This window comes from uncultured Paraglaciecola sp. (assembly GCF_937123705.1).
Classification (GTDB): domain Bacteria; phylum Pseudomonadota; class Gammaproteobacteria; order Enterobacterales; family Alteromonadaceae; genus Paraglaciecola.
The window spans coordinates 51,451-75,509 of record NZ_CAKZKO010000056.1; the positions used below are offsets into that span (position 1 = coordinate 51,451).

The 24,059-nt window shown below is 43.5% G+C and carries 21 protein-coding genes; 14 read left to right on the forward strand and 7 right to left on the reverse strand.

Annotated features, from left to right (window positions below):
* The gene (gene fadI, locus Q0688_RS09605) at positions 1-1,311 is read right to left on the reverse strand and encodes an acetyl-CoA C-acyltransferase FadI (protein WP_299075245.1); all 1,311 of its coding nucleotides are present in this window, start codon (positions 1,309-1,311) and stop codon (positions 1-3) included.
* 391 nt (positions 1,312-1,702) lie between these two features.
* Here fadI and Q0688_RS09610 point away from each other — a divergent pair, with 391 nt between their 5' ends.
* From Q0688_RS09610 to Q0688_RS09645, 8 genes are all read left to right on the forward strand, one after another.
* Positions 1,703-2,659, forward strand: a complete 957-nt coding sequence (locus Q0688_RS09610; protein WP_299075250.1) for a MoxR family ATPase — start codon at positions 1,703-1,705, stop codon at positions 2,657-2,659.
* A 23-nt stretch (positions 2,660-2,682) separates the two neighbouring features.
* Positions 2,683-3,648 (forward strand): DUF58 domain-containing protein, encoded by a 966-nt coding sequence (locus Q0688_RS09615; RefSeq protein ID WP_299075251.1) that lies wholly within the window; start codon positions 2,683-2,685, stop codon positions 3,646-3,648.
* Entirely contained in the window at positions 3,645-4,148 is a 504-nt protein-coding gene (locus Q0688_RS09620; RefSeq protein WP_299075252.1) for a DUF4381 domain-containing protein, read from the forward strand. The genes Q0688_RS09615 and Q0688_RS09620 overlap by 4 nt, the downstream gene beginning before the upstream one ends.
* A complete protein-coding gene (locus Q0688_RS09625) occupies positions 4,141-5,142 on the forward strand; it encodes a VWA domain-containing protein (protein ID WP_299075253.1) in 1,002 nt (333 codons plus the stop codon). The genes Q0688_RS09620 and Q0688_RS09625 overlap by 8 nt, the downstream gene beginning before the upstream one ends.
* Complete coding sequence (locus tag Q0688_RS09630; protein WP_299075254.1) at positions 5,135-7,000, forward strand: VWA domain-containing protein; 1,866 nt, start codon at positions 5,135-5,137, stop codon at positions 6,998-7,000. The genes Q0688_RS09625 and Q0688_RS09630 overlap by 8 nt, the downstream gene beginning before the upstream one ends.
* Positions 7,001-7,008: 8 nt before the next feature.
* Positions 7,009-8,715, forward strand: a complete 1,707-nt coding sequence (locus Q0688_RS09635; protein WP_299075255.1) for a BatD family protein — start codon at positions 7,009-7,011, stop codon at positions 8,713-8,715.
* Between the two features lie 109 nt (positions 8,716-8,824).
* Positions 8,825-9,382 (forward strand): sigma-70 family RNA polymerase sigma factor, encoded by a 558-nt coding sequence (locus Q0688_RS09640; RefSeq protein WP_299075257.1) that lies wholly within the window; start codon positions 8,825-8,827, stop codon positions 9,380-9,382.
* On the forward strand, positions 9,375-10,082 hold the full coding sequence (locus Q0688_RS09645; protein ID WP_299075259.1) for a DUF3379 domain-containing protein: 708 nt from the start codon (positions 9,375-9,377) through the stop codon (positions 10,080-10,082). The genes Q0688_RS09640 and Q0688_RS09645 overlap by 8 nt, the downstream gene beginning before the upstream one ends.
* Positions 10,083-10,128: 46 nt before the next feature.
* Here Q0688_RS09645 and Q0688_RS09650 read toward each other — a convergent pair whose 3' ends face one another.
* Positions 10,129-10,599: a GNAT family N-acetyltransferase gene (locus tag Q0688_RS09650; RefSeq protein ID WP_299075261.1), complete on the reverse strand. Its 471-nt coding sequence runs from the start codon at positions 10,597-10,599 to the stop codon at positions 10,129-10,131.
* Positions 10,600-10,664: 65 nt separating this feature from the next.
* Here Q0688_RS09650 and putP point away from each other — a divergent pair, with 65 nt between their 5' ends.
* The 6 genes from putP to Q0688_RS09680 all read left to right on the forward strand — a co-directional run bounded on the left by putP (position 10,665) and on the right by Q0688_RS09680 (position 17,796).
* Positions 10,665-12,179, forward strand: a complete 1,515-nt coding sequence (gene putP, locus Q0688_RS09655; RefSeq protein WP_299075263.1) for a sodium/proline symporter PutP — start codon at positions 10,665-10,667, stop codon at positions 12,177-12,179.
* Between the two features lie 150 nt (positions 12,180-12,329).
* The gene (gene cysD / locus Q0688_RS09660; protein WP_299075265.1) at positions 12,330-13,244 is read left to right on the forward strand and encodes a sulfate adenylyltransferase subunit CysD; all 915 of its coding nucleotides are present in this window, start codon (positions 12,330-12,332) and stop codon (positions 13,242-13,244) included.
* Positions 13,244-13,840: an adenylyl-sulfate kinase gene (cysC, locus tag Q0688_RS09665; protein ID WP_299075270.1), complete on the forward strand. Its 597-nt coding sequence runs from the start codon at positions 13,244-13,246 to the stop codon at positions 13,838-13,840. The genes cysD and cysC overlap by 1 nt, the downstream gene beginning before the upstream one ends.
* Positions 13,840-14,628, forward strand: a complete 789-nt coding sequence (gene cysQ, locus Q0688_RS09670; protein WP_299075274.1) for a 3'(2'),5'-bisphosphate nucleotidase CysQ — start codon at positions 13,840-13,842, stop codon at positions 14,626-14,628. Before cysC ends, cysQ begins: the two co-directional genes overlap by 1 nt.
* A gap of 2 nt (positions 14,629-14,630) precedes the next feature.
* Positions 14,631-16,037 (forward strand): sulfate adenylyltransferase subunit CysN, encoded by a 1,407-nt coding sequence (gene cysN, locus Q0688_RS09675; protein ID WP_299075277.1) that lies wholly within the window; start codon positions 14,631-14,633, stop codon positions 16,035-16,037.
* 31 nt (positions 16,038-16,068) lie between these two features.
* Entirely contained in the window at positions 16,069-17,796 is a 1,728-nt protein-coding gene (locus tag Q0688_RS09680) for an SLC13 family permease (protein ID WP_299075280.1), read from the forward strand.
* Positions 17,797-17,835: 39 nt separating this feature from the next.
* Here the strand turns inward: Q0688_RS09680 and Q0688_RS09685 are convergent, their stop codons facing one another.
* The 5 genes from Q0688_RS09685 to Q0688_RS09705 all read right to left on the reverse strand — a co-directional run bounded on the left by Q0688_RS09685 (position 17,836) and on the right by Q0688_RS09705 (position 24,042).
* Positions 17,836-18,084, reverse strand: a complete 249-nt coding sequence (locus Q0688_RS09685; protein WP_299075283.1) for a DUF3297 family protein — start codon at positions 18,082-18,084, stop codon at positions 17,836-17,838.
* Between the two features lie 123 nt (positions 18,085-18,207).
* Positions 18,208-20,283, reverse strand: coding sequence for a hypothetical protein (locus Q0688_RS09690; RefSeq protein WP_299075286.1), 2,076 nt, complete (start codon positions 20,281-20,283; stop codon positions 18,208-18,210).
* Positions 20,284-20,285: 2 nt separating this feature from the next.
* Positions 20,286-21,176 (reverse strand): BadF/BadG/BcrA/BcrD ATPase family protein, encoded by an 891-nt coding sequence (locus Q0688_RS09695; protein WP_299075289.1) that lies wholly within the window; start codon positions 21,174-21,176, stop codon positions 20,286-20,288.
* Between the two features lie 78 nt (positions 21,177-21,254).
* The gene (locus tag Q0688_RS09700; RefSeq protein ID WP_299075292.1) at positions 21,255-22,832 is read right to left on the reverse strand and encodes a CotH kinase family protein; all 1,578 of its coding nucleotides are present in this window, start codon (positions 22,830-22,832) and stop codon (positions 21,255-21,257) included.
* Positions 22,833-22,848: 16 nt separating this feature from the next.
* Positions 22,849-24,042, reverse strand: a complete 1,194-nt coding sequence (locus Q0688_RS09705; protein ID WP_299075295.1) for a PNGase F N-terminal domain-containing protein — start codon at positions 24,040-24,042, stop codon at positions 22,849-22,851.
* Positions 24,043-24,059: the final 17 nt, after the last annotated feature.

Sequence of the window (24,059 nt, forward strand, 5' to 3'; positions counted from 1 at the left end):
CTACTCTGTTTCTACTATCATGGCTGCGGCAAGTCCACCTGCGGCGCAAGCCGTAAGTAAGCCAGCACCACCACCGCGACGATTTAATTCGTTTAGCATCTGAGTGATCATACGTGTACCCGTTGCGGCAAATGGATGGCCATAAGCCAAAGAGCTGCCCATCACATTAAATTTTTGCATATCAATCTCGCCCGTTGCCTGACTACGGCCTAGTTTTTCTTGGGCGAATTTGTCACTGGCAAACATCTTCATATTGGCTAAAGTTTGTGCTGCGAATGCCTCATGCATTTCAATCAATGTCAGATCGTTAAGCGTCATGCCAGCTCTATCGAGTGCCATAGGTGTGGCGTAAGAAGGCCCCATTAACATATCTTGCCATACGTCTATGGCTGCCCAAGCATAGCTTTTTATGTATCCAAGCGGGGTATAGCCTAATTCTTTGGCGCGGCTTTCGGTCATCATTAATATTGCAGAGCCACCATCGGTAAGTGGCGTGGCATTGGCAGCGGTCACTGTGCCGTGTTTTTTATCAAATACGGGGCGCGGTTTAGCATACCCTTCAAGGGTTGAATCAAAACGTACGTTATTGTCTTTTTCTAATGCCCCTTTAAAAGGTTCGGCGTAGGCGGTCATGACCTCATTGGCTAACTTACCGTCATTCCAGCTTTGCGCTGCTAAGGTATGAGAGCGATGGGCTAAGGCGTCTTGATCGGCGCGGCTGATATTATGGGTTTTCGCCATTTGTTCGGCTGTTTGCCCCATAGACAAGCCGGTAGAATATTCGGCGACTGCTGGCGGTACCGGCATTAAATCTTTAATACCTAATTTTTTTAGCACTTGCCACTTTTGCCCGGCCGTTTTGGTTTTTGTTAAATCCGTTAAGGCTCTGGCTAGTTTTTTGGAAACCCCTATAGGTGATACTGACGTGGAGTCTGCTCCCCCTGCCACACCCACACTGATATTACCAGCCATCATTGACTCAGCAATATTCACAGTCGATTGAAAACTGGTGGCACAGGCTCTGGAGACACTATAGGCATCGGTGTGTACATTCATGCCAGTACCTAACACTATTTCACGGGCAATGTTTGGCGCTTCTGGCATTTGCACTACTTGGCCATACACTAATTGCTCAATAATCATCGGGTCAACGTTATTTCGCACTAACATTTCGTTGACTACCATTTTGCCGAGATCAACAGCTGGCACGCCGTGAAAATACGTGGCCATTTTGGCGAATGGTGTTCTTAAACCTGCAACTATAGCGATCCTATCGCCTTCTCTTGTTTTGACTATCTGCTTAGCTGTCATGTAATACCCTTATGAATATTCAAACTTAGTGGTCTGACCTGTAAAATGTACCGAATTGTACCTAGTTACCATTATGACTTCAAGGTGCCCGTCATTTGCTACATCACTGCTTCAATATCTCTCATTTTCAGTGGCTTCACAGTGTAGATGGCTAACTTCAATTTAGCACCTTACAGTGTGGATTTTAATAAAATCCCCTGAATTCCAATGCAAAATAGAAATTTTTACTTATTAAAGCTTTGTAACATTGTTTTTCTATAGGGGAACCTTATATCGAGTAGCATAGTCAGTAGTCGGGGTAGCTAATCTATCGTTTCTAGATCGCTCTACCGCCACTTGTATTTTTAATCAGTCTTACCCATTGGTACATAAGAAGGAAGCAATTAGCACTATGGCAGCCGCACAATTTACACAATTACAAGCCTATTTAGACAGCCAAGTAGTGGGTCAACAAACGCTGACACAGAACATTTTAGTGGCGCTTTTGGCCGATGGACATTTGTTGGTTGAAGGTCCGCCCGGCTTGGCAAAAACCCGAGCGGTGAATGCCTTGGCAAATGGTTTAGAGGGCGATTTTCATCGGGTGCAGTTTACCCCAGATTTACTGCCTGCCGATCTCACCGGTACCGATATTTACCGCCCAGAAAACGGCAGTTTTGAATTTCAAAAAGGCCCGCTGTTTCATAATTTAGTATTGGCCGATGAAATCAACCGCGCCCCAGCTAAAGTGCAATCGGCGCTGCTTGAAGCCATGGCAGAAAGGCAGATCACAGTGGGTAACACCACCTATGCCCTACCCGAGCTATTTTTAGTGATGGCCACCCAAAACCCCATCGAGCAAGAAGGGACTTATCCATTACCCGAAGCGCAACTCGACCGTTTCTTAATGCATTTGGAAATTGATTATCCTGGCGCTGATACAGAATTAGATATCTTACGCCTCACCCGCAACGAAGCCATGCATGCAGCGGCGGTAAGCCCTCCAAATTTAACCCAAGACGATATTTTTAACGCCCGTCAAGACGTATTAAAAATTCACTTAGATGACGCCTTAGAACAATACATAGTGCAGCTAATCATTGCCACGCGCCAACCCGAACGCTACGACCCAGATCTGGCGAATTGGATTGAGTTTGGTGCCAGCCCTCGCGCCACCATCGCATTAGATAAGTGCGCTCGCGCCCATGCATGGTTAATGGGCAGAGATTTTGTGGGGCCAGACAATATTCAAGCGGTATTTCATAACGTATTACGCCACAGATTATTACTCAGCTATGAAGCCGAGGCCGAAGGGGTCAATGGGAATAAAGTGTTGGATAAAATCATGCAGCTTGTGCCTGTTCCTTAGACTAACAAGGTTAAAGAAACAGTATGCAAGACAGTACAAAATGGTTAACTAAATACCAAAGCGACGGCGTTAACCTAAGAATAAAAGAGCTTATTCATTATCAAGGTAAAACATCCTTGTTAAATTTATCCCCGCGCAAAACCGTACAAGCTAAGTTAGCTGGCGCGTATTTGGCGAAAACCAAAGGCCGCGGTATGGAGTTTGACGAAGCTCGGCATTATCAAGCAGGTGATGATATTCGCGCCATTGACTGGCGCGTTACCGCCCGCACCGGTAAAACCCATACAAAACTATACCGTGAAGAAAAAGAGCGGCCGGTATTTGTGCTCACCGACTTATCTTCAAGTATGCAGTTTGGCACCCAGTTTTTGTTTAAATCGGTGCAAGCGGCGCATTTAAGTGCGCTGATTGCTTGGGCGGCCAGAAAACGCGGCGATCGCATTGGAGGCTTGATATTTAATCAACATCAACATATTGAATGTAAACCATTTACCCGTCAAAAAGCGGTGTTGTCGCTATTAAACAGCATGTTAAAAGTGCAACAAGGGGCGCATTCTCAAAACCAAGGTAACGGGCAAGAGCAAGTCACCCTCGGCAATGCCTGTGCAAGGTTACGCAGACTGGCTCACCCCGGTAGTCTAATTTTTATATTGAGTGACTTTAGTCAGTTAGACGACCTCGCCCAGCAGCATATTGCCCAGCTCAGTAAACATTGCGAAGTGATTGCCTACCCTATTAGCGATCCGTTTGAACATCAGTTACCCAAAGTGTCTATGAGTCAAAGAGTAAGCTTGAGTGATGGCACCAATAGACAACAAATTGTCTTGGGCGAAAAAGACACCGAGCAGCAGTACAGCCAACAACATCTAGACTACTTCAACACTATTCATCACACTTTAAAACAGTGCAAAGCCCAAGTGCTGCCAATCGATGCTGGGCAGCCCTTAGAAAAACAGTTAGAGCGTTTTTCGGGAGGCAAAAAACCATGAATCCATTGCAAAATTTACAAGATATCCACACTCCAGCGGCTATAGAAAATTGGCCTCCTGCTTATGGTTGGTGGTTAGTCGCGATTATCACCATAATTGCGGTATGCATCCTCACAACATGGCTAGTTAAAAGACGCAAATTAAGACTCGCTAAACGCCAAGGGTTAGCTGCGCTGCAAAAAATTGATGCTTCACGTCCAGACTCCTTGTCACAACTCAACCAGTTGCTAAAGCGTGTAGCCATGGCTTATTTTCCGGCTCAAAGAGTGCAACAAATACATGGCCAACAATGGGCAAACTTTTTGATTGATACCCTTCCCAAAAACAAAAACGATGGTTTACTCCAGTCCTTTGAGTCAATGCAACAGGCCCTATATCAACCACAAAAGTTAGAAAGTGTAGACTATCCTAGTTACCGTCAGTCTGCTGAATTATGGATTAAACACGCCCTGCCCCCAAGCAAGAAAACCCTTGCCCGATTGGAGCAAGACTATGCTTGAATTTGAATGGATATGGGTACTATTTTTATTGCCATTGCCGTTGCTGGCTTGGTTGCTCCCCAGTAAGAAGCAAGGCCAAGAAGCAGCATTACGGGTTCCAAGCCTCACTACTGGTATTGAAGCAACCAGCCAAAATAAAGGCAGCAACAAAATACGTGTATTGTTAGCCATACTTGCATGGATTGCGTTAGTCCTCGCTACCGCTAGACCTCAATGGTTAGGCGAACCAGTGAGTATTCCCGCTGAAGGACGGGACTTAATGATAGCGGTTGATCTATCAGGCAGCATGAAAATTGATGACATGCAGGTGAATGGCCGCCAAGTCGATAGGCTTAAAATGATTAAGTTTGTGCTCAGCGATTTTATTAAACGTCGAGTGGGCGACAGATTAGGATTAATATTATTCGCCGATACAGCTTATTTACAAGCTCCCTTGACCTACGATAGAGAAACGGTAGAGCAGCTGCTAAACGAATCACTAATTGGTTTAGTGGGTGAACAAACCGCCATTGGCGATGCGATTGGGCTAGCCATTAAACGCTTTGAAGCCCGTAAAGAGTCCAATAAAGTACTAGTGTTGTTAACCGATGGTCAAAATACTGCAGGTAACATTACCCCAAAACAGGCCAATGAGTTGGCCATCAACAACGGCGTCACAGTTTATACTATAGGCGTAGGTGCTGACAAAATGTTGGTACAAAGTTTCTTTGGTAATCGACAAGTGAATCCCTCTCAAGACTTAGACGAAGATATGTTAACCGAAATCGCCACCTCAACAGGCGGTCGCTATTTTCGGGCAAGGGATGCTGAGTCATTAAAACAAATATACGCCACACTCGATGAACTCGAGCCCATAGCCAGAGAAAGTAAACAAATGCGGCCACTGCAAGCCTTATACTTCTACCCTCTGGCTTTGGCGTTACTCATTACTTTTTTAATGGGATCATTTGGACTGATTAAACAATTTTGGAAAAAGGGGCCAAACCATGCTTGAGTCTGTAGCTGCCTTTAGTGAGTTTCATTTTATCCGCCCTCTTTGGTTATGGGCCAGTATTCCATTGTTAATCACAGTGGCATTGATACGTTATGTACACAAACAACAATCCGGCTGGCAATCGGTGCTCGCCAGCCACTTGTATCACCATCTGATCACCACTGCAGGCACTAAAAACAACCGGCCATCTCTATTTTTATTAGGGCTATGTTGGGTTATTGCCACTATTGCCCTAGCTGGACCTACTTGGGAAAGATTACCGCAACCTGTTTATCAATTAAATACCGGTAAAGTAGTACTCATTGATATGTCGTTATCGATGCGCGCCACCGATGTTAAACCCAACAGGCTTACCCGCGCCAAGTACAAAGCCATAGACTTAGTGAACGCTATTACCGAAGGCGAAACCGGATTAGTGGCCTATGCGGGTGATGCATTTACTATTAGCCCCCTAAGTTCAGATGCGCAAAACCTGACCACCCTTATTCCTAGTCTCACCCCAGAAATTATGCCCGTTGCAGGCAGCGACCCTGCTCTTGGAATACAAGCCGCTATCGACTTACTCAGTCATGCCGGTTATCAACAAGGTGAAATTTTTTGGATAACAGACGGCATCGCCCAACAACAGATGAAAGAGATCAGTGACATACTCAATAATTCAAGTTTTCGTTTATCTGTTTTAAGTGTGGGCACAGAACAAGGTGCACCAATTCAACTGATAAACGGCGAATTGCTAAAAGACAGCCGCGGTGCCATTGTGGTGCCTAAGCTAACGGTGAATAATTTGACATCTCTTAGCCACAGCAGTGGTGGTCGCTATGCGCCTATGCAGACAGACGACAGTGATATTGATTATTTAATTGCCCAAACCTTAATAGAACAAGACTCAGATAAAAATGAGCAAGAACAGCCAGAAAACTTTGGCGATAAATGGCAAGAGATGGGCCCTTACTTACTGTTACTTATTTTACCTTTTGCGGCATATAGCTTTAGGCGAGGTATAGTCACCACGCTATTTATTGGGATTTTATTACCCACATATACTCCCCCAGCACAAGCAGACTGGTGGCAAGATATGTGGAAAACACCGGATCAACAGGGACAACAAGCCTTTAATCAGAAAGACTATGCCCAAGCAGCCGATACCTTTGAGGATCCCTTATGGCAAGGCTCCGCACAGTATAAAAATGAAGATTATCAAGCTGCCCTTGAGTCATTTTCAAAGGTGAAAGCGACCGACCAAAACTACACTGACGCCACTTACAATGCAGGTAATGCACTGGCACAACTAGGCGAAATTGAGCAAGCAATAGCCGCCTACGACAAGGTATTAGCACAACAACCCGATCATCAAGCTGCGCAAGCCAACAAAGCCATACTCGAAAAACTCCAAAATCAACAGCAGCAACAACAAGATCAGTCGGGGGACTCTTCAGAAGATCAAGAAAATGGCGAACAAGACAACGAGCAACAACAGCAAGATGGCCAGCAAAACGATCAACAGCAACAGGGTGAACCCTCTCAAGATCCCCAGCAAGGGGAGCAATCACCACAAAGTGACTCAGACTCCCAAGAGACTGATCAACAAAGGGAACAAGATAAACAACAGCAAGAAGAAGCGCAGCAACAGCAAGCATCTGAAGATGGACAACAATCCGAGCCAGAAAAACCTGCTCAAGCTCAACCGGCAGGCGAAGCTGAACTAACCGATGAACAGAAAGAGATGATGCAACGTATGCAAAAATTGCTTAATCGGGTACCAGATGATCCGGCCTTTTTGCTCAAACGAAAAATGCAAATTGAAGCACAAAAACGTAAAAGAGAAAGATTACCAATAAATAGACAGGGGAACTGGTAGTAGTGAATATGAATAATATACCGGCAATACTTATTTACATCGCCTTGCTGGTGTTCACAAATATGGCTCAGGCCCTAGAAGTGAGTGCCTCAGTTGATAAAAATCCGGTGATGGTGGATGAGTCTTTTATTCTAACCGTTAGCGCCAATGGTGACGTTGCCAGAGATGCATTTGATCCTTCATTTTTAATGAAAGACTTTGTGGTGGGCCGTACTTCGATAAGCTCACAAACAAAAATGGTCAATTTTGACACTACCCGTACCACCACTTGGTCAACTGTGTTAATCCCCCAGAAAAAGGGACGTTTTACTATTCCAGCCTTCGACGTGGACGGAGCCAAGACCCAATCCCTAGAAGTATTAGTGATCCCCGCATCCAGTAGCGCTGCCACTGGCGGGCGCGATTTATTTATTACCACTCATGTCGATGTGGAAAAAGCCTATTTACAACAACAAATTCGTTACACAGTGAAATTACACTTAGGTAAGGATTTGCAAAGAGGCAGTTTATCTAGCCCCACATTAGCAAATGCCGACATCAGGCAAATAGGTAAAGATAAGGAATATAACGACATAGTTGAAGGACGTCGTTACCGTATTATTGAACGTTCATTTGCTATTATTGCTCAACAAAGTGGTACCTTCACCATAGAGGGTCCCTTGTTTGAAGGCGAAGTGATCGATAATTCTCGGCAAAGTTTTGGCCTGTTTAATCGCGGTAAGACCGTTAATCGAGTTGGCCCCAGCCAAAGTATTACTGTATTACCTATTCCAAGTAACTATAGCCAACATTGGTTACCTAGTGACTTTGTGCAATTAGACGATGAATGGCAAGGCAACTCAGCTGAATACGTTGCTGGCGAGCCAATCACCCGCACTATTACCTTAACTGCGGTAGGCGTAGTCGAAGAACAATTGCCAGAAATCATCAGTCACTATCCAGATTCGGTAAAAACATACCCAGATCAAGCAGAAACCGCCACAGTTGAAAAAGATGCAACCTTAATCGCCCAACGTAAAGAAAGCATTGCTATTATACCTAGCGAAGCAGGCCAGTTAGTTGTGCCCGAAGTTAGGATCCCTTGGTTTAATACCTTAACTCAAAAAACGGAATATGCCGTATTGCCTGAACAAACATTAAGCATTGTGCCAGCGACAACGACCTTACCCAGTGCAATTCCGTTACCACCAAGGGTTGAAACCCAGCAAAGTGCAGAAGAAATTGCGCCTCTCCCCGCAAGTAGTAACAGCTCGAAACAAGCATTACCGCAATATTGGCTCTGGTTAACCTTTGGTTTAGTTATTTTGTGGCTTTTGACCTTACTACTTTGGTGGAAGCAGGTTTCGTTGTTAAAATCCGCCGCTAAAAAAGCTAACAACTCATTAGTACGAACCACGCAACAAGAGCAGCAGTTGTGGCAATCCTTGGAGAAATCCTTCCATAAAAACAACCTAGTAGATATTCAAAAGTATCTGCCTTTGTGGTTAGGTCACTATACTCAAAACAATCAGGCGAGTTTAGCTCACAGTTTGAAAGTGATTGATGAACTTGCATTAACAGAAGAGGTTGAATCACTTTTAGCATCGCGTTATGGCAAAAACCAATATGATTGGAACAGTTCAAAGTTACAGAAAATATTGCGAGGATTACGCAAAAACGGCAGGATTGAAGGATCTCCAGAGCATCACTTGCGGTCTATGTATCCTACTTCATAAACTAACCTGACAAGGTCGACAGGTTTTGTCATTCTAGGGTAATCTTAGCTTTGTAAAAAGATATCTCTAAATTACTGAAACATTAGCCAAGGCTCAGCTGGAATTAAACATGTTGTCGCGAAAGCAAAGTAGTCAAACTTCGGTCACTAATGACATGACAAATAAGCAAAAGCGTTATGAAGTGTTAGTGTTAGCCCTTCATGGTGACATATTCCGTTATGCCTATTGGCTGGTGAAAGATAAAACGGTGGCCGAAGATATTGTGCAAGAAACCTTTCTTCGCGCTTGGAAATCCTTGGACTCACTCAAAGATGAAAAAGCAGCCAAATCTTGGTTAATCACCATTCTAAGGCGCGAAAATGCCAGACGTTTCGAACGTAAGCAGTTTGATTTAGTGGATATTGACGACGTCTCGGTGATAGACGAGCAATTAAGCAATGAAGTGGCAATTGAACATAGAGAATTACGCACCATTATGGCGTCATTAAGTGACGAGTACCGAGAACCTTTAATGTTACAAATAGTATTTGGCTTTAGCGGTGATGAAATTGCCCAGCAGCTCAATTTAAATAAAAATACCGTCATGACGCGATTATTCAGAGCCCGTAATCAAGTCAAAGAAACCTTAGAAAAAGCTAATATCAAACGGGGGATCCAAAATGGATGATTTAGAATTTCGTCGTAAATTGTATGCCGATCCTCATTGTTCAGATGACGATATAAAAGCAGCTATTGCGGGTGATCCCAAAAAGCGAGCATTTTATAATGAAATCAAACAACTCGATAAAAGTATGGATCAAGCCAGCCAAGTTCAGGTTCCCGATGATTTAGTGCACAAGTTGATTTTACGGCAAACCATGGCATCACATAAGTCCAACAAGCAGCGCCAGCGATTACATCTAGCCATGGCGGCATCTCTTGCTTTTGTAGTGGGTGTGAGTTTTACCCTGTGGCAACAAAATAACTTATTAGATTTATCGAAACAGGCAATTGCACACGTTCGTCAAGAAGGCGACTACGCCCTTGGTGCTCAAGAGAATATTTCCCTGCAACAGGTCAATGCCAAATTAGCCCAGTATGGTGGTGAGTTATCTGACGATATTGGACGTGTTTATTACGCTAATTTCTGTGATTTCGAAAATGTAAGAAGTTTACATATGGTAGTGGCGGGTGAAAAAGGCAAAATATCGGTGTTTGTCGTCCCCCATAATAGCGCCTATATGCCTAAAGGTTCGTCCCATGATGAAAAATACAACAGCCAAGCAATAGACTTGAAACGTGCAAGTATTATTGTAGTGGGAGAAAAAGGAGAAAATGTCAGTAAGATGAAACAACAAATATCTGAAAAAATGCAATTCTCAGCCTAAGCTCTAAGGCTTTAACTATCAAAAAATGCTTTCATATTGAAGGCATTTAGCCCTGATAAAACATCTGTATATGATCAATCCCCCCATCATCGTAAGGCGTGCCCTGTGCAATAAAACCCAATGAAGCATAAAATTCACGCACCTCTAGTTGTGCTGACAAAACAATTTTATTCTTAGGAAACTCAGCTAGAATGTCTTTTAGCATACGTTTCATCAATTGTTTACCCAAACCTTTACCTCTAGCACTTTTATCCAACACCACTCGTTCGATTTTGACTTCACTTTGACTCTGAGTGTGCCGGAATCGCCCATAAACCTTTAATTGACCCGTTTGATCAACATCCAAATAATGTGTTGAACTTTGGTCATGGTCATCTAGATCAGAATAAATACTATTTTGTTCCACAATAAACACCTGCTGCCGCAGCTTCGCCACAGCGTAAACTTCTGCTTTAGTCAGTTCTTCAAAGGATTTTCGGTACATACAAGCACTTGATATTAGTAGTGAATTGGTCATACATGGTATGCATATGATAACATAAAAAGCCACATTCATATCCCCACAGCATTAAGGAAACCTCAATGGATCCCTTCACTTTTTTTTCCCTTGGCCTATATTTTTTAGCCATGCTTGGGATTGGTTTGTATTCGTTTAAGCAATCTAGTACAGACGTAGAAGGATATATGTTAGGCGGGCGTAGTTTAAGTCCCAAAGTCACTGCATTATCCGCTGGCGCCTCGGATATGAGTGGTTGGATGTTGATGGGTTTACCTGGTGCCATGTATGTATCTGGTATTTCCAGCGGATGGATAGCGGTAGGTTTAATTATCGGTGCCTACCTAAATTATTTATGGATAGCCCCACGGCTAAGAGTGTATACAGAACTGGCTAAAAACGCCCTGACAATTCCTGATTATTTTGCCAACCGATTTAATGATACCAGTCATAGCTTAAGGCTTATTTCTTCAGTTGTTATCGTGATTTTTTTCACCTTATATACCTCATCAGGTGTGGTCGCCGGAGGCAAATTATTTGAGTCCTCCTTTGGATTAAGTTACGAAATGGGCTTGTATGTCACTGCTGGTGTGGTGGTTGCCTACACCTTATTAGGCGGCTTTATGGCCGTGAGTATTACCGATTTTGTACAAGGCTGTATCATGTTTCTTTCTTTGGTATTAGTACCTGTTGTAGTCTTGTTTGACCTTGGAGGTTTTAGCGGTGCTGCCAGCCAACTCTCTACTTATGATGCCGATTTCTTAGATTTATTTATCAACGCCTCTACCGGCCAAGCCATGACGGCTATAGGCATCATATCGCTCTTGTCTTGGGGGCTCGGCTACTTCGGCCAACCTCATATCATTGTGCGTTTTATGGCAATTCATTCGGTGAAAGATATTAAAACTGCCCGTAGAATTGGTATTAGCTGGATGGTGGTATCTATAGTGGGTTCTTTGGCAACCGGCATATTAGGATTGGCCTATGTCACCAAAACCCAAGGTGATTTAAAGGATCCTGAAACAATCTTCATTTACCTTTCTCAAATACTTTTTCATCCACTCATCAGTGGCTTTTTATTAGGTGCCATACTGGCAGCGATAATGAGTACTATTTCTTCACAATTGTTGGTGACATCCAGCTCACTAACGGGAGATTTTTATCAAGCGTTTCTACGAAAAGATGCCAGCCAAAAAGAGTTAGTCACAGCAGGCCGGATCTCGGTTGCACTGGTTGCGTCAGTGGCTATTTATCTGGCCTATGATCGTGAAAGTACCATTCTCGATTTAGTCAGCAATGCTTGGGCAGGCTTCGGGGCCGCCTTTGGCCCAGTTGTGTTATTTAGCTTATTTTGGAAAAAAATGACTCGAATATCGGCCATTTTGGGCATGTTGTCAGGAGCGGTTACTGTTTTAATTTGGATCTATGCACCACTCACAATCAATGGACAATCTTTAAGCAGCTGGCTTTATGAAATTGTACCTGGGTTTATTGTTTGTAGTCTAACCATCATCCTATTTAGTTTATTAGGTAAACAGGATGATCAATTAGTAGCGGATACCTTCGATAAAGTCACGCATACCCTCGATCAGCTCACTTAAAAATCGAAACTATCACAGCACTAATAACTCCTCTAAAGTCAGTTTAATTAGTGCTGTGATAGTACAAATAAGAATACATTTTGAGATGAAAGTTTGATATCGTTCTATTAATAGAACTATTTAATATAAACAACTTTGCGTGAGAGCCCCATGTCTGATTCGATCCCTACTGTTACCCATTTAAAACAACTCGAAGCGGAAAGTATACATATCTTCCGTGAAGTGGCGGCTGAATTCGACAATCCTGTGATGTTATATTCGGTAGGCAAGGACTCATCGGTGTTATTACATTTAGCCCGTAAAGCCTTTGCCCCAGGTAAAATTCCCTTTCCTTTGTTGCATGTGGATACCACTTGGAAATTCCAAGAAATGATTAAGTTTCGTGATGAGATGGCCAAAAAACATGATCTCAATCTGCTGGTGCATATAAATCCAGACGGCATAAAAATGAATGTGGGCCCATTTAGCCATGGTAGTTCAAAGCATACCGATATCATGAAAACCCAAGGCTTAAAGCAAGCGTTGAATCATTATAAATTCGATGCGGCTTTTGGGGGCGCGAGGCGCGATGAAGAAAAATCTCGGGCTAAAGAGCGGGTATATTCATTCCGCGACGAAAATCACAGCTGGGATCCTAAAAACCAACGTCCAGAGCTGTGGAATATGTATAACTCACAGATCAACAAAGGTGAGAGCATCAGGGTATTCCCTATGTCAAACTGGACTGAGCTGGATATCTGGCAATACATTTATATGGAAAATATTGAAATTCCGTCACTGTATCTGGCTAAACCTCGCCCTGTAGTCAAACGCGATGGCATTTATTTTATGGTAGACGACGAGCGTATGCCACTTGAAGCAGGTGAAACACCTGAAATGCGTTCAGTACGCTTTAGAACCTTAGGTTGTTATCCACTCACAGGCGCAGTGGAATCCACTGCCGCTACCTTACCCGAGGTGATCCAAGAAATGCTACTCACCAAAACCTCTGAGCGCCAAGGCCGCGTGATTGATCATGATTCTTCAGGTTCAATGGAGAAGAAAAAAATGGAAGGATATTTCTAATGACAAATAATATAGTGTGGCATGAGCATGACGTAGACAAAGCACGCAGATCACAAGCTAAAAAGCAGAAACCTTGCGTGTTATGGCTAACAGGGTTGAGCGGTTCGGGTAAATCCACTATCGCCAATTTATTAGAAAGAAAACTCGCCGAGCACGGTAAACATACCTATTTGTTAGATGGCGATAATGTACGCCACGGTTTATGTGGTGACTTAACCTTTAGCGATAAAGACAGAGTCGAAAATATCCGCCGCATAGCTGAAGTATCCAAATTATTTGTGGACGCTGGCACTATTGTGTTAACTGCTTTTATCTCCCCTTTTAAAACCGAACGAGACTTTTGCCGTAAGTTATTAGCCGATGGCGAATTTGTGGAAATATTTGTTGATACCCCCATAGAAGAATGCGAAAAACGTGATACTAAAGGCTTGTATCAAAAAGCTCGGCAAGGAGATATTAAAGACTTTACTGGTATAGACTCACCTTATGAAGCACCTGAAAACCCAGAGATCACCTTGACCTACTCTGGGCAAACAGCAGAACAATCTGCCGAGCAACTTTTTGAGTTATTAAGACAAAAAGGAATTGTGGCTTAATGTTAACGGAACAGTTTATTCAAAGTATTGTGGATATCTGTCACCAAGCCGGTGACAAGATCATGGATATCTACCAAAAAGATTTTGCTATTTACGAAAAGGCCGATGAAAGCCCGCTCACCGAGGCCGACTTAGCGGCTCATCACTGTATTGTGGCCGGTTTAAGCCAAGTATCAGATTTGCCCATTTTGTCTGAAGAGTCGGCCGATATTAGTTGGCAAGAGCGCAGCAGTTGGGATAGCTACTGGTTAGTGGACCCTCTCGATGGCACCAAAGAATTTATCAAAAAAAATGGTGAGTTTACCGTTAATATTGCCCTAATCAAAAACGGCGTACCGATTTTTGGCGTGGTGTATGCGCCGGTGTTAAAACATACCTATGTGGGCGAATTAGGCCAAGGGGCCTTTAAAATATCTGACGGAGTGAAAACCCAGATATCGCCAAAACCGTGGGACCAAGGCGACATCTGGAAAATAGTCGGCAGCCGCTCGCACCAAAGTCCCGAAATACAAACATTGCTAGATACCCTAAAAGGCGAAACTGAATTGCTCGCCATGGGGAGTTCATTGAAGTTATGCCTAGTGGCAGAAGGTGCGGCCCACCTTTACCCACGGATAGGCCCAACCTGCGAATGGGATACCGGCGCCGCACAAGCTGTGGTTGAAGCCGCAGGGGGCAAAGTCACTGTTATAGAGGACGCCACAGATGTCTTAAAAGACGATGCCAAACCCCTTAGATATAATCAAAAAGAGTCCGTCTTAAATCCTTATTTTTTGGTGAGTTGCTAAATATGAATAGCGAAAATACATTATTACAGTCCGATATCTTGGGCTACTTAGATCAACACGAAAAGAAAGACATGTTGCGCTTTTTAACCTGCGGCAGTGTCGATGACGGAAAAAGCACCTTAATTGGGCGTTTGTTACACGACTCGAAAATGATTTTTGAAGATCAGTTGGCCGCCATCACCCAAGACAGTAAAAAAGTCGGCACCACAGGGGATAAAGTCGACTTAGCCTTATTGGTAGATGGTTTACAGTCTGAGCGTGAACAAGGCATTACCATAGACGTGGCCTATCGTTATTATTCAACAGATAAACGCAAGTTTATAATTGCCGATACCCCAGGACACGAGCAATACACCCGTAATATGGTCACAGGTGCCTCAAACTGTGACTTGGCGATTATTTTAATCGATGCTAGAGCAGGCGTTAAAACCCAAACCCGTCGCCATTCGTTTTTAGTGTCTTTGCTGGGCATCAAACACGTGATTGTGGCCGTCAACAAGATGGACTTAAAAGACTACAGCGAAAGCGTATATGAAGAGATTAAAGCAGACTATTTAGACTTCTCAAAAGAACTCGACATTCCTGATATCCAGTTTATCCCTTTGTCTGCCTTAGATGGCGACAACGTGGTTAATCCCAGTGCCAATACCCCGTGGTATAAAGGTGATACCTTGATGTCTATGCTTGAAAAAGTCGAAATTAATGACGCAATCAACAGCGCTGATTTTCGTTTTCCGGTGCAATATGTCAACCGACCTAACTTAAACTTTCGTGGTTTTGCCGGCACAGTTGTGTCGGGGCAAATTAAGCCCGGCGACAAGATCACCGCCCTGCCCTCGGGTAAACAATCAAAGGTAAAAGCCCTAGTTAACTTTGAAGGCGAACAACAGCTTGCCCATGCCCCGCTTACTACCACTATCACCTTAGAAGATGAAATTGATATTTCTCGTGGCGATATGATAGTCAAACGGGACAATTTGCCGCTGCACAGCAACAGCTACAGAACTAATTTAGTGTGGATGGATGAAGAGCCTATGATGCCTAATAAGCAATATGGGTTTAAATTTGCCACTAAATTTGTATCTGGGAGTGTGACAGACGTTGAATATCAAATTGATGTAAATTCGATGGAGCACAAAGACGCTGTACGTCTAGCATTAAATGAAATTGCCGTAGGTAAAATTAAACTCACCCAACCTGTGGCTTGTGATCCTTATACCAAAAATCGCACCACAGGGGCTTTTATTATCATAGATAGAGTCACTAATGGTACGGTAGGTGCAGGTATGATCATCGATGTTGCAGAAGATGTCAGTGCTGGTCAGTTTTCTGAATTCGAATTAGAATTTAATGAATTAGTCAGAAAACATTTTCCCCATTGGAATGCCACGGATATTAGTAAGCTATGATCCTTAGCTAAATCATTAAGAAATAGACACTATGGATATAAATCAGTATTTGGTAATAGCCATTTTTGCCTGTACTATATTGGCGCTTGTTACGACTAATCAGCGCCCTTCCCTGATATTTTCTACTGCGCTTTTAGCTTTGATTGCCTGTCAACAATTGGTGATGGGTGATGTAATAAATAACTTCACCAATCAAGGGTTAATTACCCTAATTTTATTGCTTTTGGTTAGTTCAGCGATTGATAAAACCTCATTGATAAAACGCTTTGGTCGAACCTTAGTCACGGCAAATTTTAACCGTAGTTATTGGCGCCTATTTGGCTTAACATTTTTCAGCTCGGCTCTTTTAAACAACACAGCTATAGTAGCTAGCTTGATAGGTCCGGTAAAACAAAACCAGTATCATCACGCGTCGCGACTACTTATTCCCCTGTCTTACTCCGCTATTTTGGGCGGTACAGTGACCCTAATAGGTACCTCTACTAACCTAATTGTCGACAGTTTTTTAATCGAACATGGCCACCCAGGCTTTAATTTTTGGGACTTTACCTTGTATGGTTTAGTTGCTGGATTAAGCTGTGGCCTTTTAATGTTTTTAATGACTCCTTTTTTGCCAGAGATCGCCAATAAAAATAAGCAGTACAACAGCTATTTTCTTGAAGCCGATGTTGATCAAGATTGTGAATTAATTGGTAAAACGGTAGAAGAAAATCACCTCAGAAACTTACCCGAGCTATTTTTAATTGAAATAGCTCGAAACGGCAAGCTGATCTCACCCGTCACCCCAGATATGGTGATCCAAGCCAATGATAAGTTAATCTTCTCAGGCAATATTAAACAGGTGGGCAACTTAAACCATATCAAAGGGTTAAAACTATTTGCTGAGTCCAAGGGACTACTGCGTGAAAACCTTACCGAAGTGATCATCTCCAATCGCGCGCAAATAATCGGCCAAACTTTAAAAGCCCTGGGATTTAGAGCACTATTTGACGCCGCCGTAGTCGCCATAAGGCGAGACGGTGAACCATTATCGGGTAAATTAGGCGAAATCAAATTACAATCCGGTGACTTTTTATTACTCGCCACCGGTCCTGACTTTATGCAAAGACATAATCTTGCTAAAAACTTTTTTATCCTGTCAGAAAAAAAGGTAGAAACCAAACTGCGTGGCTATCAAGACTATATCACCATAGGCGGTTTTTTACTTACCGTTGCTTTAGCGGCAACCTCAGTTATTAACTTAGCCACGGGTTTATTATTTTTTATCGCCACCCTGGTTATCGCCGGTGTAACCAGTAGCAATGAAATTAAACGTAATCTTCCCATTAATTTAATAGTGGTGATAGTAGGCGCACTAAGCCTTGCCACAGCTCTAGAAAAATCAGGGGTGATTGCTCAGATCATGCTGTTGATTGGTCCTTGGGCTAGCAGCGTCAGTCCAATTTGGGCATTAATTATGGTTTACCTGCTCACCTTAGTACTCACCGAGCTTGTCACCAATAACGCCGCCGCCGCGTTGATGTTTCCCTTGGCTTACGGGCTAGTGCAAACATTAAACGCGCCTATTATGCCCTTTGCACTAGCCGTAGCCTTTGCAGCCAGTGCCAGTTTTATATCGCCCTACGGCTATCAAACCAACTTACTAGTCTTCAGCGCCAGTAACTATAGGTTTAAACACTTTATTAAATTTGGGCTGCCCATATCACTATGCTACTCAAGCATAGTGTTGATCTTGCTGAAGTACTCTTACGGCTTGTAATAGCAGAGATGGATAATAAGCCCTTTGCAGGGCAAACACTTAGCTGTAAAAAGCTTCAACCACACCTTTTTGCTTGATCAGCATAGGGTTACCACGACGATCTAACGCTTTAGGCGACAAAATTTTGATCCAGCCTTCACTGATACAATATTCCTGCACGTTAATACGCTCTTTGCCATTCAAACGAATGCCAATATCATAATTAAACACTTCTGCCACATGAAACGGACTACGAGAGTCTTGAGAAAGACGATCGGGCAATGGGGGTAAAGTTTGAGTATCACTCATGTCACTAACCTAATAAAATAAAAGTGCGCTATTGTAGACAAAATAAAATTTGCGCTCAACATCTGCTTTTATACCAAACTTGATAAGTGACTGATTTCGAGAAGCAAATTATACCAATCGCCCCTATAGAGCGCTAAGACGAGTGGATAAATACACCGTACTCCATAACTGAGCGGCATTAGACTCTGTTTTATCATCGGCTTGTTGGCCAAAAGGGGTTAATTGATATTCACCATTTTTAATCGCCCAAGACCACAGTTCCGCAGTGCTCTGCAAAGTGGTGCGATTAATAATTGGCCATAGCCGCTTTTCGGCACTTTTAAGTTTATCTCGCATCACCAATGGCAACGCCAAACGTTGCGATTGTCGCTGTAAACCAGCTACTAATAGAGCCTGGTGCCATGACCACACTACTGTGCCGTGATAACTGTGCTGAGTTAATTTATTTTGTAGCTCATCCGAGGCATAAATCGGGTTAGTGACGAGTACGCCAACAGGGCTCACAAGTCCTTGGGGAAACGGCAGTAACACCGGCCATAACAATCGATCTAATTCGGCAGGCTCTGGATCTGCAAATAACAATCGATAGCCAATATCTGAATGCATGACTGGCACCGGCTGATAGTCTTGATCTAATGCCACTGCTATAAAGCTGATATCCTGATCCCCAGTGAGTCCTGCTTGACTGACTCCGGGTAAACCCAATTTTTGGGTATACCTTTGTTGCTGGCGCGCTGCCTGCTGTATAGGCAGTGACACCACAAAATACTTCGACGTTTTTTGCCATGCACTAATGATTGGCGCTAGCTGCATAAACGGTTTACTGTTTAATTCTTTTTCAAAGATACCACTATCCAGCATTTGCCTAATAGCACCTAGGGCCGCAGGCACTAATACTGCATTAACATCATAGGGCACTTTGCCCATCCCTAAGCCTTCTGAACTATCTCGCCATTGCCCCACCTGATGATTGGGTTTTAGGTGAATAAGATTTTGCGCAATAGGCTGGCGCGCATAAGGCAGAGCAGAATCAACAACATGCTCAAAATTAGCCAATAAAACCTCAGCATAACGCCGACCATTGGCTGTCTTTCTATGCAAGAATTGGGATATCCGTTGTTGGCCAACCTCTTGCCCTTGAGAAAGTTGCTCTAACCAATAATACGCAATCACGGGTGCTAACATATAGTTGTCATCGATCATCTTATAATCGTAAATCGGCTTGTCGCTGGTCGGCTTGCCATCACCCTGCTGGCGGAAAACTGCAAACTCGCCAATGTCCTCTTCGTGTGCCACTTCACCCTTTTGATTGATGCGTTCAATCACAGAGGCCAAGGCGGATTCAATCATCAAGGGAGAGAGCGTGGGCATCAATAGACGCAGAGACATCAAGGTATCGCGACCAAAATAAGTATTAAAGCGCCATGATCCAGCCAGTAGCTTTTCCTCATAGCTTAAATAGGCCAAAATATTCGCTTCCAGCGAAGCAGTGGTAGGTGGCGTTTTAAACACTTTTTCTAGTAGCATCGGCGTTAGCGGCTTGTCGCCTGTTAATGCCTTAAATTTTAACTTAATGGGTTGACCATCTATGCTCGTAAACTTGACGGCCTCATCAAGGTTTGCCACTAATTGCCCTTGCACCACTTCAACGCTTAATTTGTAACTACTTTTATTGTCAGCTCGTTGACGAAACCAGCTTATCTTATTGTTTTCTATTTTTTGTTTATTAACGACGCCATCCCGAGGTGATTGGCTATGTATGTAGTCTCTTAACACCCGCACACTACTTAAAATGGCGTCTTTCACCACCAACTCATCAGCCATGACTTGAGTGACACCTTCTACTCCGTACAACCACTGGCCTTTATCGTTTTGTTGTGAGATCCCCTGTAGATTTTGTATTGCCGACCACTCAACCACCTTAGCTGTTTTTTCAAACCATAAACTCACGCCACTATTACCCGCAGGGAAAGCAAAAATCATTCTGGGGCTCAAACCCGAGGTTAGTAAGCTATGGGCGGCCACTTTGCCTTGACGGTAGAAATGATTAAGGTTTTGGCCTTCAGTTATCTGGAAATTCAATTCAGCAACGGCATGTTCCACTTGCTTAAGTTCGAGAGTTTTTGCATAAATTGCACTAACAAACGAAATGCTGATTAGACTTAGAAAAAGACACAGATAACTTTTTAGTTTACCCATGACTAAACCGGTGTTTTATGAGCAAATAATTGCCGTGCGTGTATCACTGCGCCCATTTCAGGCCCATATAAAGGCTGAGATAAATAGGACTGAGTTTGCTTATCTAACCATGGGTAAAGCGGTTCGGCAATGCCGCCAATCATGGCACAACGCGCGGGTTCATCTTGTTGTAGTCGCTTTACAATTCGGCTAATAAAATGTGCCACTGCGGTGATAATCTGCAAGGCCGCAGGGTCGTTCCCCTTGGCATGTTCGAACACTAAAGGTGCAAATTGGGCATAATAGCCCGGTGATTGGTCGATTGCTTGTTCAACAATAGCGTTAGCATTCTTTGCCTTTAGTTTAGCCATAATATCTAGCAACAAGGGGCTTTCCTGTCGAATACCGTCTAAATATTCCAAGGTAGAACGGATTGCCTCAACCCCTATTCTTGCACCACTGCCATTATCGCCCAAGATAAAGCCATGACCGCCTATCCCCATATATTGTTGCTGCTTTATCATGCCAGCATTAAATCCTGTACCGGCGATGATGATGGCACCATCCTGCCCGTTATGGGCGCCCATAGATGCAATATATAAATCGGTGGTCACATGACAGCTGGCAAAAGGGTGGGCCCATTGTTGCACCTGTTGACGGTAAAAGGGCAAGTTAACCCCAGCTAACCCCAAAACTCCATGGCATAGAGCGATGCTATCAGCCGCTAATCCGGCATTGGCTATAGCCTGTTGGCTCGCATCTAAAATAGAATCTAGGGCGGGTTGTAATCCTTGCACTGGATTGGCTGGCCCTGACAAGCCCTCACCTATGACTTGACCATCGGCAGACTCTACTCTGGCCTTACATTTAGTACCGCCGCCGTCTACCCCAATAAAATACTGCTGCCTTTTCACTTACTGTCTCTCTGTATCATTAAATTTAACTTAGCTGCCCTATCCAATGTGACTGACGATATTGTCAGCTGTCCTTTTTTAAAGTGCTTGGATACCACTGTCCATCCAATTAAGACGATCTGAGATCCATTGTTTAAGGTAGGTCACTTCTTCGTCGTAATTAGCGCCAACATAGAAATTAGGCCACACATGCACACCCAAAACGTTATAACGCTCGAAGTTAGCTTTAATCACGCCGCCTTGCTTAAGACGGGTCACTTTAGCTTGGATCACCTTGGCAATATTTTGTTCACTAAGTATATCCGTTCGTAAGCCAGACCAACGCGCCTTAAGTTGGGCCACAAACTGAGGATCTTGCAATAATTTACCCCACCAAAATGGCACTCGAGAAGGATCATCAGGGCAGTACTGATTAAATTTATAGGCCCAATCGACGGTAGACTCGCCTTGGCAATAATCGGCATTGCCAAAGGCAATATTAAAGTCCCAAATCGGACCCATATTCAATTTTTCGCCTTTATCTTTATGCATAAAAGTGCTTAATCGAAATGCATCCACATTGCGGGTCAATTCATTAAGGATAAAAAAGTCGATAAAGCTGTCTACATCAATATATTGCCGATAGCCCAAATCTGGGTCGGTAAAATCATCTGACATTAAGGCCTGTTCGAAATCTGCCATATAATCTTGGATATAGGCTTTCTCTGCCGGCTCAATATCTTTGGGTTTAGGGTATTCATACAAGAACTTGATCTTCTGACTGCCATTAGCATCACCAAAACCATCAAACTGCGAAGAAAATGAAAAATCGAGGCTAAAGTCTTCCCCTGTGGTTTTGTCAATTTTAAGGATATAGCCACCGCTAATATCATCGGATTTAAGTTTACTGATATCCACCCGCTCGCTGTCGCGTTTGATTTTCTCCATTAACACATACAGGCCGTTGTAATCATCATTAACCGTCACTTCAACAAACTGGGTTCTTACCGCGTAGCGACCCATTTGATTGGATAAATCAAAAATCAGCACATTGCGTAATAGCGACTTATCGCTATAGGGGCCGTAAAAGATCCAATCTTCTTCTTCGGGAAACCCGGCTAACTCAACCTTCATGTCTTCGCCATGTTGATCCCAAGTCTCAAAGCCATAAGACTTTTTATCAAAGGTCTGAGACGTAGAGCCGCGATATTCGATGCCGATATTTCCCTGATACAAGATTTCATCTTTATCCGTCATCAGCATGCTTGCCATTATCTTCGGCTCATCGACAATCGCCACACCATGGGTTTGAATATCGACTTGTATTACTGGGTTGGGCTGCACTGTTATTAGCCGTTCCATGGTTGTTGCCGAATTACCGGCTTGATCTGACACATTGAATAACAGTTTATATTCACCTGGCAAATTGTTATCGACATTGCCAGTAACCACGATTTGACTACCCATTTCACCATCGACGTTATCGGTTGCAGTGGCACCGGCATCTTGATAAACCTCGCCAGCTACGATAACGACACTGCCAGCGCCATTTAACGTAATCACAGGAGCAGTGGTATCTGCGGTGGGTGCTGGCGTCGTTGGACCACTGCTTGAGCCCGAATCTCCACCGGAACAAGCTGCAATAAAGATGACCGATAGGGGAAGCCAATACTTCATGGATAAATCCTTAAATTTAGTTAATTTCATAGGTAAGATAAGCCGAAACCATCCAATAATTGTGCTCATTATCTTTGGCCACTTGTGCTTGCGGTATGGCGATACTTAACTGATGTTCGCCTGAGCCGATATTGCCAAGTTCAATTATTTGTGGCGTCACATCACTGCCGGGACACCAATTAGAGCGGGACAAATCCGATGATGCAATACGCTCGTCGGAGCTGGAATCTAGGAATACGTCTTTGGCTTTCCACGTGCCAGAACTGGGATTAAACCGCCTAAAACTGGCGCAATCATCGCGCCAAGGAATAAACCGCTTTAACACTTCACTATCCAAACTGATGATATTTTCTTTTTTAGTAAATTCATCGCCACTGGCATGGCCACCATGGCCGGTAGTGATGTAGTGCAAGATAGCATTGCTTGCCCCTTGGGGTAGCTCAAAATTGGCGGTTAATTCACCTTGGGCAAAGCCATCGAACAAGCGTTGATCTGAGGCATATTTAACCGTGTTGACCAAGGGCAATACCTTGGTTGTGCGCTTTTCTTGTTGTAGATACCGGCTTTCGTTGAAATCTAACTTGACTGACAATCGATAACCTTTGTTGTCCCACGTATCGATATACACCCCGATATACACTTCATCTTCCAATAAAGGCAATAACTGGCTGATATCTTGGGTCCAACTGACCTCATCTTTCCAAGCAGGAATATACGGCGGCTTGCGATCTTGAGTGCGCTCGTGTTGATTAAAAAAGCCCACGCCAAAAGGTGTCATAAAGCGTAATAATTCGACATTGGGCAGATAGTTAAATTCGGCTGTGGCTGATGCTTTCACTGCGGGGTAAGGCTGATTTAAGCTTTTAAGACCAAAACGGCCTTGCTCAAAATCCAATAAATTTGCCCCTTTGCTTTTAGGAATAACGAATAACGAACCGGATTTATCCCAAGGGTCACCATTAGATTTCAGCGTCATCGAAACCTTAACCTTAGGTTGAATTGCGTAGCGCGGTAACCTCACTTTTTTCAACAACACCCGACCCGCATCGAGCCGAATGATGGTGCCGTCTTGCGGCGCTGATTTTAACTGCATATCGAAATACAACTGGGTATCGTCAAACACCACCAACGACTTATTACCTTGGGATGGCAATTTAACTTGGCATGACAACAAGGTGACACAGCACAATAAACAAACAATAAATTTCATCTTATATCTCATAATAA

Excerpts from the sequence above, each read along its gene's own strand:
- fadI (WP_299075245.1), bottom strand. The coding sequence starts at position 1,311 with ATGACAGCTAAGCAGATAGTCAAAACAAGAGAAGGCGATAGGATCGCT.
- Q0688_RS09610 (WP_299075250.1), top strand. The coding sequence starts at position 1,703 with ATGGCAGCCGCACAATTTACACAATTACAAGCCTATTTAGACAGCCAA.
- Q0688_RS09615 (WP_299075251.1), top strand. The coding sequence starts at position 2,683 with ATGCAAGACAGTACAAAATGGTTAACTAAATACCAAAGCGACGGCGTT.
- Q0688_RS09620 (WP_299075252.1), top strand. The coding sequence starts at position 3,645 with ATGAATCCATTGCAAAATTTACAAGATATCCACACTCCAGCGGCTATA.
- Q0688_RS09625 (WP_299075253.1), top strand. The coding sequence starts at position 4,141 with ATGCTTGAATTTGAATGGATATGGGTACTATTTTTATTGCCATTGCCG.
- Q0688_RS09630 (WP_299075254.1), top strand. The coding sequence starts at position 5,135 with ATGCTTGAGTCTGTAGCTGCCTTTAGTGAGTTTCATTTTATCCGCCCT.
- Q0688_RS09635 (WP_299075255.1), top strand. The coding sequence starts at position 7,009 with ATGAATAATATACCGGCAATACTTATTTACATCGCCTTGCTGGTGTTC.
- Q0688_RS09640 (WP_299075257.1), top strand. The coding sequence starts at position 8,825 with ATGTTGTCGCGAAAGCAAAGTAGTCAAACTTCGGTCACTAATGACATG.
- Q0688_RS09645 (WP_299075259.1), top strand. The coding sequence starts at position 9,375 with ATGGATGATTTAGAATTTCGTCGTAAATTGTATGCCGATCCTCATTGT.
- Q0688_RS09650 (WP_299075261.1), bottom strand. The coding sequence starts at position 10,599 with ATGACCAATTCACTACTAATATCAAGTGCTTGTATGTACCGAAAATCC.
- putP (WP_299075263.1), top strand. The coding sequence starts at position 10,665 with ATGGATCCCTTCACTTTTTTTTCCCTTGGCCTATATTTTTTAGCCATG.
- cysD (WP_299075265.1), top strand. The coding sequence starts at position 12,330 with ATGTCTGATTCGATCCCTACTGTTACCCATTTAAAACAACTCGAAGCG.
- cysC (WP_299075270.1), top strand. The coding sequence starts at position 13,244 with ATGACAAATAATATAGTGTGGCATGAGCATGACGTAGACAAAGCACGC.
- cysQ (WP_299075274.1), top strand. The coding sequence starts at position 13,840 with ATGTTAACGGAACAGTTTATTCAAAGTATTGTGGATATCTGTCACCAA.
- cysN (WP_299075277.1), top strand. The coding sequence starts at position 14,631 with ATGAATAGCGAAAATACATTATTACAGTCCGATATCTTGGGCTACTTA.
- Q0688_RS09680 (WP_299075280.1), top strand. The coding sequence starts at position 16,069 with ATGGATATAAATCAGTATTTGGTAATAGCCATTTTTGCCTGTACTATA.
- Q0688_RS09685 (WP_299075283.1), bottom strand. The coding sequence starts at position 18,084 with ATGAGTGATACTCAAACTTTACCCCCATTGCCCGATCGTCTTTCTCAA.
- Q0688_RS09690 (WP_299075286.1), bottom strand. The coding sequence starts at position 20,283 with ATGGGTAAACTAAAAAGTTATCTGTGTCTTTTTCTAAGTCTAATCAGC.
- Q0688_RS09700 (WP_299075292.1), bottom strand. The coding sequence starts at position 22,832 with ATGAAGTATTGGCTTCCCCTATCGGTCATCTTTATTGCAGCTTGTTCC.
- Q0688_RS09705 (WP_299075295.1), bottom strand. The coding sequence starts at position 24,042 with ATGAAATTTATTGTTTGTTTATTGTGCTGTGTCACCTTGTTGTCATGC.